Annotated in this window: 3 protein-coding genes and 3 pseudogenes; 1 reads left to right on the top strand and 5 read right to left on the bottom strand. The window is 54.1% G+C overall.

What is annotated here, in order from left to right; all coding sequences use genetic code 11:
* Positions 1-842: 842 nt before the first annotated feature.
* Genes JKL45_RS28580 through JKL45_RS28570 form a run of 3 tightly spaced genes read right to left on the bottom strand, consistent with a single transcriptional unit; the run spans position 843 to position 6,604 of the window.
* Positions 843-4,505 carry an nSTAND1 domain-containing NTPase gene (locus tag JKL45_RS28580; RefSeq protein WP_201865165.1) on the bottom strand — a complete coding sequence of 1,221 codons (3,663 nt, stop codon included), beginning with the start codon at positions 4,503-4,505 and terminating at the stop codon, positions 843-845.
* On the bottom strand, positions 4,502-5,518 hold the full coding sequence (locus JKL45_RS28575) for a hypothetical protein (protein ID WP_190848659.1): 1,017 nt from the start codon (positions 5,516-5,518) through the stop codon (positions 4,502-4,504). Before JKL45_RS28575 ends, JKL45_RS28580 begins: the two co-directional genes overlap by 4 nt.
* A gap of 6 nt (positions 5,519-5,524) precedes the next feature.
* A complete protein-coding gene (locus JKL45_RS28570; protein WP_190848658.1) occupies positions 5,525-6,604 on the bottom strand; it encodes a trypsin-like peptidase domain-containing protein in 1,080 nt (359 codons plus the stop codon).
* Between the two features lie 794 nt (positions 6,605-7,398).
* Between JKL45_RS28570 and JKL45_RS28565 the strand changes: the two are divergent.
* Positions 7,399-7,863 (top strand): annotated as a pseudogene (locus JKL45_RS28565) (IS110 family transposase); the annotation flags it as partial.
* Positions 7,864-7,974: 111 nt separating this feature from the next.
* Here JKL45_RS28565 and JKL45_RS28560 read toward each other — a convergent pair.
* A pseudogene (locus JKL45_RS28560) lies at positions 7,975-8,802 on the bottom strand (IS5 family transposase).
* A 56-nt stretch (positions 8,803-8,858) separates the two neighbouring features.
* Positions 8,859-9,368: pseudogene (locus JKL45_RS28555) on the bottom strand (IS630 family transposase); the annotation flags it as partial.
* Positions 9,369-9,441 lie beyond the last annotated feature (73 nt).

Genomic DNA, 9,441 nt, shown 5'->3' with positions numbered 1-9,441 from the left:
AAGGGATGACCGAACTCGCAACACCCATCTTCAACCCGCAGGCTCTGGCAATTACCCCACAGGCGAGCTGACCAATGACCACCTCAAACCGCACCCGAATTTACACTCATTGACGGACGTGACCGAGACCTGCCTGGAACTCTGCAGGAGCTTCGTAGAATAGAGCTGCGTTCTCAAGAAACCGGGATCAATCCAATCGAGAGCCTTTCACAGCTTCTTCCACCAACTATTGCCGACCATCTTCCTCACCGGCATTGGAGGGCTCTTTCTCCATAGCGACAGCTATGGGGGAGGCATCTCAACGGCCGGTCTGTGAGTGCGCTGCACCCGATCCAGCAAGGTAGCCGCCTGTCGGCAGGGGCAACCCTCGGGCTCCTAGTTCGATGCGCATACGGCTCCTTTGGCTAGCCACGCGCAGCGCCGGTTAGTAACGGGACGGTCCTGTGAGCGGCGTGGCAATGGTTGAGTCACTCGTGGTGCCCACAACTTGGGAAGGCTCCAACTCGATAGCGGATAAAAGGGTGACCGCCCGTTGCAGCGCTTTTCCCGCCACAATTGGTGGAGGTGAGGGCGGGTAACCTCATGGCACCGAGCCACCTTGGAAAAGCTCGCGTCCTCTACGCTCAGTTCCCTCAGGATCTTGAGCTTGTCCCGGGCGCACCATACGTACAGATACCTCGTGCTGCATCGCGTACGCCTTGCTGACGTCAACAACGAAGTCGTTACCAACATAAACTCACGCAGCACAACAAGCTTCGTGAGGCGGCCTTGAACGGCCAGCCATGCCCATTGCACGACGTGACTCACTGGGCTGTATTTTTCGAACGCGTCAGCGCAAAAAGTTACTGTTTCGCGGTTTCCCAGGTCTTGCAGGCGAATAGTCGGCAGATGGTGGTCGGCTCAGCTTCTTCAGCCCAGTGAGGCGGTAGTCCCGAAAGGATGCTCAGCAACTTAGTTGTGTTGACCGGAACAGCTCTGAATGTAGATGTGTTGTCTTCTAGAATTAGAGAGTCGTTCAGGACACCCGCGCTGCGGATCGAGGGAGCGATCACCCTAGTTATTTCTGTTCGACTGATATCCACAAGGGTGCCGTCGACAGCGGCAGTCGGATTGTAACTCAGCACTACCCGATGCGTACATAGCGTTGCATCTGGTAGGCATGGGGCGTCGCCGACACCAGAACGTCTGTCCCGATCAAACGCTGACGAATACAGCTTTACTCTCAAGTTATTCACTTCGTTCGAACCCGAACCGCAGATGCTGGTAGGGTCGAAGCCCTTATCTGCAGGACTATTATTAGGGTTGCACGACGGGAGTTTTTTAGTCGGCGGCGGAACTGGAATGGAAAAATTTATGTTCCGCGCAAAATAGATATCAAACGGATCAACATCACGAGAAGATACTCGCATCAACACCCAGGGATCAGCCCCACCCGCCATCAATGTGACTTTGAAATAATCAGGATATAGAGGGTCAGGATTATCCCTGGTTTCTTTAGGTGTAAGTGCGTTATCCGTAATGGCCCGGCCCATCTTCGTTAATATTTCAGACACTTTAGGTGAAAGCGATCTTACTCCATAGGGCTCGTCAATCCGAGCGTACATTTGATTGTCAAGCTCGAACCAGATCACAGGGTAAATCAACGGCCACGAAACTGAAGGCAACTGGCTCCAGACTAACAGATAGTCGAGATTGTCACCTCCACAGACAATCGTTGGACCAAACAACGGATTTGCGGTTTCTTCAGGGATCAGCTCTGCACTGATCAGATCTCCACCATCCTTTCGATGCATTGGCTTTAAACGATGGCTTAGCCTCCGACTGCCTTGAATCAACTCCTCTTCCTGATTGACGATGAATTGCCGAGTGCCATCTTGTGATACTATCTTGTCGTATCCACCTATCGAATTCCCTCCATTAAATCTTATGCACCTAAGTTCATATTGGGCAGTATTGATTTGCGTATTCTCTTCGGCAAGGAACGTTTGTTTCAAATAGGACCGTACTGCGCCATCAAAGGTGGCCTCGGCCACCATCAGATCACGCTTGGCATCGCTGCCTTCAATTTTCGGAAGCAAATCAATCAAACGCTTGCCAATAAGTTTAATGTGATGGAGGGCTCTTTCATTATCTTTTTGTTGGCGGGGGTAAGCAACATCGCCAGTAACGGCCAAAACCTGCAACACACCACGATTTTCATCAAGATCTTGGTTTTGTTGGCTGGTATACCAAACTTTCCAACCGATTGAGACGGCAGCTGCGCCGACCAACAACGACGACATGATTGCGCGCGCAGTCCAGAGCGCTCGACCGGATACGGGAGGATCCGAACGGAGTGACCAGAGCAGGCGAAGCACCTTGGCGGTCAAGCGCTCGGCAATGGTCTGTGGGTGCTTTCCTCCTAAACTGAAGTCGAACCGCCATCTAGATGCCTTCTCCCAAACCTCTTGAATGCGGTTGAGTTCTTCGGTTGGATCCTTGTTTTCAAGGCCGGACTCGGCACGCTGCGCAATCCAACCACTTTCGAATACCGCATCTGGGCCGAAGATCTTGCCGAGATCTCGGCATCTGTCTCCTGAGAGCCTTTGGGCTGCTTGGGAAAACGGTTTCAGCCAGAAGTTACTCCAAACGTTTCTGATCCAAGATCGCACTCCACTTCCGTCATGCGTATGGTTTCCACCAGCGACACGAAGAGCCGCGCTGGATTCTCTCAGTGCGGCGTATATCTTTTGAGCTTCTGAAAGCCAGATTTGATACTCGGTCGAGTTTCTAATCAGCGCCTCATGCGTGACATCATACTTCTGCTCGCCTTCGCCGCCACGCACGTAGTTGCGATCTTTGAAATATGATAGTACATCTCTGAGCAGAGCTTCATTAGCGCCGACATTCGATGCCTGCAGTATTTCTGAAGCGGAGCATGGCCTGCGCGCGTCGTTGCCCTTGGCATCGCGTGTTGCGAGTGCCGTGAACGCCGCTCGAATAAGGTTATATCGACGGGACATGTCTTCTGTGACGGTAGTTGGCCATTTGCTTGCCGGACGCCCAGCCTCGCCGAGAATCGCGTCACTCAGCGTAATGGCGAAGCCCGTATCAAAAACCGATTGCAACAAATCATCCGGATCATCTGTCCTGCGCGCGGTTTTAATAACTGTCTGTCCGTACATCCATTTCCGCAACTCTAATACTCGGGAGCGCCGATTTTTAAGCCAAAGCTCGATATCGGCCACTTCTACTGTCGGTAATTTATCTGTCTCACTCGACCAACGCTCGATTGCTACTCCCCAGATAATTCGCAGTAGATGTTGAAAGAGTGGCAACAGGTCTGCTTGCTGGCGCCGAATTCCTTCTGGATCGAAGGACTGCTCTCGATGATCGTGCTGAAAGCGTTCAGTCCAGACTTTTAGTTTCGCAACGAAATCCTCTGAAAACGGGAATGTACTTGGATGATTACTATTCTCTATCGCCTGCGGCGGGCGCACACCCCAATCCCTCAAGGTTTGACGCCCAGGTTTGATCGTGGCTTCTGTAAGATTTTGAAACGTTGGCCGCCCAATCAGGTAGAATCCTTCATTGATCAACTCTGACAGTTTGTCGATCTCCGAACACCTATGAAGTTCTTCAGATCTAAGAGTTGCGACGACAACGAGAGCCCCTTGTTGATGAGCTTTCGCGTAGGTAAGTACGTCAACTATTGCTTTAAGATCGGCCTCTTTTTCCCGAAGTACACTGTCACGAAATATCTCTTCGAACTGGTCAGCAAGCAAAAGAAAATTGATCTTCCCAGATCGGAAGGTGCGCCTTTCTTCGGCTAACCGGGTGTCGATGATATCAAGCTTCTCGAGAAATAGGGACAACCCGTCTGCCGTGAATGTCCCGCCGGGCTGTAGTACGTTGATGACGCGTCGTTTGATTGATTTTTGCGTTTCGTCTGACAGGGCTTCGTCGTTCGAGTTCACGAGCATTTGATGCGTGTCGACATTGAAGCTCTCAATGAAGGCCTGAGAGCCTCCTCTTGCGGACAACAGCGGAACACAGACGTCATTCCAAATGGCTTCCGTGATGTTCTTGCATGGATCGTCACCTGGACGAAACGTAGCAGTATACCAGCGTCCCGTACGACCAGCTATTTGCCCAATATCATTTAAGCTCGGTAACACGCCCGCCAAAACCAATGAGGATTTTCCGGATCCGGATCCCCCCAGCACGACAACGACGTTACTGCGCGCTAGTCGATTGCGTAGTTCAGATGCCTCGCGCCGACGCCCAAAAAACAGGTGAGCCTCGCGTGACGTGAAACTTCTCAGGCCAGGGTACGCCCGTGGCGGCGGTCTTGGAAAACCCTTTGCATCCTTCAATAGGGAGAGCAGTTCCCCTTGTATCTTCCGAAGTTGCGCCGTTTTATGTTCGCGCCTTAGGCGTTCGACCTCTCGCTCCAGCATGTAAGCCCGGCAAAACTCCTCCAGTATGCCTTGGACTGATTGTAACTGCGGATCTTCTGTGCTCATGTTTGCGCATCCAATAGAGCATCAACCTTACGTTTGAGAAGAGCTCGATCAGTGTCGTTGGTCAGCCTAGCCTGTTCGTTGTCTCTCTCCATGCCTACCACTTCCCATCCTTCGATTTTATAGTTCTCCGGGAATTCACCGCCGATAAGAACTTCGCGCATGTTCATGACAACGGCTAGCTTCAAAATCCGCTCGGGGCTGATCCCAACAGCAGCAAGTTCATCACTTAGCAAGTATTCATAGTTCATCATGCGAGAGCGGATTGCGTTAAGTGCTGCCAGCGCATCCATCGGGGCATTGAGGCTCAAGTCGTGGATCGCAACGATAACCCCACCTTTCGGGCCGTACGTACTTAGGATCTTATTGATCACCAAGCGGGATTTATCTATATCTTCATCAGCCGAATTCGTTGGCTCAAAGCCCCACAGAGGCGGTATAGGAGGATCGCACCTCTCTGTAGAGGCTGCAACAATGGCCACGAGAGTGTCGCCGATAGGCTTATTACCCTCCGTATATCGCTCTAGACTAATGACCGGCGGCTGACGCTGAGCATTACATATTGACTTTATCCGCTTTGGGAGATCTGCTCGCGTGCATGATATGAATGTGACAATCTCGGGCGCTTGTCCCGTTTGCATTGCAGTTCCGCCGCCGTCGTGTCTCCAGACGACAACTTGGATCGTTTTTCCTAGATCAGCCTGCCCCAACTTTCGCCTCAGCGGGTAAGTTAGCAAGTCTGGCTGATCCCCAATTATGCCGGCGGCATCCTCATCGACCACTTGGAGAAACAGAGCATCTTCATCACCTGTATTGACGGAAGGACCTAGCTTACCTGCCCAGCCGTCATCCCAATACACAACATTTATCCCAGAGGAAGACAGAATCGGTTTGAGTTGCTCCTCGGTGTTTTTTCGGGCCTCGCAGATCTCGTCGCGACCGCGGGTAAGGGGTTCACCGAGCAGGATGAGTTTTTTTACCGTCGACCCGCTCATAGGATCTAGATCTTCTGGCATGGGCTTCTACTCCCAAAATTTATTAACCTTTTTCTCGATCAGATCGGACACTATCACTTGGATAGGTATGCCTTGGTTGTACTCTCCGGGCTGATCTCGAGGACCAGGTTCGGCTGCGTGGTGTAGAGCAACGAGTGAGAGTTCGGCGTTGAAAACAGGGGATCCGGATGAGCCGATCTTTGTCTCAGTTGTGTAGCGCAGACGTACCTTTTCCGCCGTGACACCGAGGCTTCTCCCAACGCTGTACGACAATGGTCTATTTTCCGGATGCTGGATGATTTGAAGAGTTGCTTCAGCATTCGGGATCGGCATTGTCCCTTGAAGTTTGACCCACTCTCGCCGCGCCCCACTAGTGCTCAGCATTGCTCCTACGGGCTCACTCAGCCTAAGAAGAGCGTAGTCGAGTTGCTGCAGAGTAGGAGATTGGCCGCCCGAGCCCAGATCTCCTGAGGAGTATCTCGAATACGCGAGGCACCACTTACGGCAATCTCCCTCCTTCAGTCGAAATACAGTACCGCGCTGCGCCTCCGATAGGTAATCAAATCGGCAGGCAATATTAGCACCTTTGCTTTGGGCAATTTCAACCTCAACAACATGGAAGTTCGTGAGTACCAGATCAGGAGCGACTAAAAAGCCAGTGCCAGATTTAGATCCCGTAATATGGCAGACCTGCCCACGTAGGTCTAAGAAGCGTTGAATAAACGGATCGAGCGTAAAAATCCCCTGACCTGAATACGTCGCACGTTCCAAGTATTCATGCGCTGAGCTTGCGGCGGGAATATTGAGCGTAGGTGCTGGACTAGTCTGGTAAACCGCCTGAGTCTCAAAGCCAGCCAGCTTGAGTATCTCTGCCAGGGCCGGCTTTCGCTTGATGACCTGAGATACCAGGTCTTCCGTTCGCCCCTTATCTTCCGCCCACATAACAACTTGGAACAATTCGTAATCGAGCCTGCCAGGAACTTGAATAACAGCTCTTGGGTTTATCCCGAAAGTACTTCGCAATAAGGAGTAAATGTCTCGCTCCGGAAACGCATACAACAGAGCCTCCCTCAGAGCCTTTTTCTGCTTTTCCGTTAGTGTTCCCATTTATTTTTCCTTAAATAACTGGGCATAAAGCGTCATAATTGGGAGGCATTGGCCGGCTAAACGAGCAGAGACTTTAGAATTGCGATCGATTAGGTGAGGTATTTCTAAAATGGCACACCAGAACCTATTGCGAGGCCGCCCGGAGACGAACCTTCACAAAGGAACGAGCGTACTGCATAGCTGTTGCTAATACGCTTGATCTAACTTGCAACTTTTGTAATCAGGCTCTTCCTTGCAGCTTTGTTGACGACCTTAAGATACATTGGAAATTGTTGATCACATTTGCAGATAAAGTGTCTCATATCTACCAACTTACCTCAAGCGGCCTTAAGGCTTGCCGATCCAAAGCAGGCCAGCAGTGTTGTGTCCTGTCGGGAGTGAACGACATTCCTCTTGCAAAGCCTTGCCAACGCAACTGTGCTGAACCATTGGATAGTGGAGGTTCTCGGCGACCTTGTCTGTGCCATTCGGCTGGGTCGGGAACTACCCCACAATTGCCGCTCATCAGCATGCCGACACAGTCCCTTGCATGCACCTGATGCCAGAGGCGCTGAAAGCAGCGTAACTCTGCGGCGTCGCTGCTGTATAGTCAGTCGGTGAGCGTGGTGTATCTGTTCAACGATAAAATCGATGCGGCCGTTTAATCCGGGTGGCGCTCAGCCAGCCACGCTAAATGTTTAGATGGGGTATTCGGCTTGAGCCTCATCTGCAACGGCAATGGTTAGAAGGCAGCGCTTCGAGCTGATGATAGCGTGAGGGTGTCCCCTCATAAGCATCAGGAAAGGGTGCGCAGCATGAAGCACTACGCCGGACCGGACGTCTCCCTCAAAGAGACCTTAATCTGTATCGTGGACGAGACGGGTTCCATCTGCCGTGAGATGAAGGCACCCAGCCATCCTGAGGATCTTGCCCGTGTGCTCCAGGATCCGGCCTGGCGGCTGGCCCGGCTCGGGCTTGAGGCCGGCCCGCTGTCGCAGTGGCTGTTCAGCGGATTGGCGTAAGCAGGCTTGCCGGTGGTCTGCATCGAGACCCGGCATACCAAGGCGTTCCTCAAGGCCCAGGTGAACAAGAGTGACCGCAACGACGCCCGCGGCATCGCCCAGATGATGCGGGTCAACCTGTTCCGGCCGGTGCACGTGAAGACCGTCACAAGCCAGCAGCGTCGGGCTTTGCTGACCGCCCGCAAGCTGATGCAGGAGAAGGCGATCGCGATCGAGAGTGACATCCGCGGCCTGCTGCGTAACTTTGGCCTCAAGGTCAGCTAGCGCAGGTTATGCTCACCCGCGTGAAGAAGTGGTCCTGGCTAAAGGCTTGGGCGGTGAACATCGCCAGGCGAGGCAGCCTGCGCAAGGCTAGAGGGTGTCTGGAAATTAACCTGCTGCATGGGCTAACCTTTTGGTCATGAGGCGGCTCATCGCGAGATACATCCACGTCTCAGTCGTAGCCGGTAGGCCCTCCCAATCCTTGGCCAAGCGGCGGTTGCGGATCAGCCACGCGAAGGTACGCTCCACAATTCAGCGCTGCGGCAGGACCGTAAACCCAGCCGGCATCTCGGGCGCAGGCTGATCGGCCGGCACCCGCATCCAGCGCCTTGGTCGTTTCACGATCAGCAGCGTCCATCCGAGCTCTTTCTCCAACCAGGTGGCCAGCCCCTGGGAGCCCATGTCGGCAAACAGGCATTCCACATCCGGATAGCGGCCTCTCAGGTCTGCCAACACGGCTTCCGCCGCGCGCCGGTCATGCACATCGGCCGGATGCACCAGCACGTGCAGGATCAGTCCTTGCGTGTCGACCACCAGATGCCGTTTGCGACCGGAGATCCGCTTGCCCCCATCATGACCGCGATCACCGCCGGCCTCGCTGGTGCGGACGGTCTGGCTGTCGATGATCGCAGCGTGAGGCTCCGGACTGCGCCCGGCCAGCATCCGGGCTCGGGTGCGCAGGGCATCGTTGATCGAGCGCCACGTGCCACGCTGGCGCCATCGCCGGAAATGATCGTACACGCTCTGCCAAGGCGGAAACTCGTGCGGCAGCCGCCGCCAGGGTTCTCCGCCGCGCAGGATGTAGAGAATGGCATTCAGCACCTGACGCAGGTCATGCTTGCGAGGACGCCCGCGGCGGAATGTGAGGGCAAGGAGCGGCGCCAGGATGGCCCACTCCGCATCGCTCAGGTCGGTGTCATAGCAGAGGGCTGTCATGCTCCTTCAGATGGGAACCCCCCGAATTTCCCGACACCCTCTAGAGCATCGGACGGTTACACGGACGGATATCCAGCGGCCCTGAGGTAGTTCATACACTCATGTGGCTCGAAGAGATTGCATATGTCGCCGAGCGCGCGCCAGAGCGCGTCAAAGGTTCGGGCCTCGGCCTTGCGCAGGTGGGATTTAATCTTGGCGAAGGCGTGCTCAATGGGATTCATGTCGGGCGAATAAGCCGGTAGAAACAGGAACCAGGCTCCGCGTTGCTTCAGGCATGCCGCCGCTCTCTCGCTCTTGTGGACCGTCAGGTTGTCGAGGATCACCACGTCGCCTGATCTCAGCGTCGGCGCCAGTTGCGTCTCGATGTAAGCCTCGAACGCCAAGCGGGTGATCGGGCCATCGATCACCCACGGCGCACTCAGTTCGTTGCATCGCAGCCCGGCCACGAACGTATGAGTTTTCCAATGGCCGAAGGGTGCGCTCATGCGCAACCGCTGGCCCTTCCGCGAGCGCCCGCGCAGGCGGGTCATCTTGGTGTTGACGTAGGTCTCGTCGAGAAACACTAGAGTGCGTTGACATTCATTTGGTCCAGATGAATGCGCTGACGAGGCAAAGGATTGACATGAACGCCCGTGGGGT

The sequence above is a fragment of the Microvirga soli genome, assembly GCF_016734765.1.
GTDB lineage: Bacteria > Pseudomonadota > Alphaproteobacteria > Rhizobiales > Beijerinckiaceae > Microvirga > Microvirga soli.
Note: the sequence above shows the minus strand (reverse complement) of the source record. Positions and strands in the feature narration are given on the sequence as shown.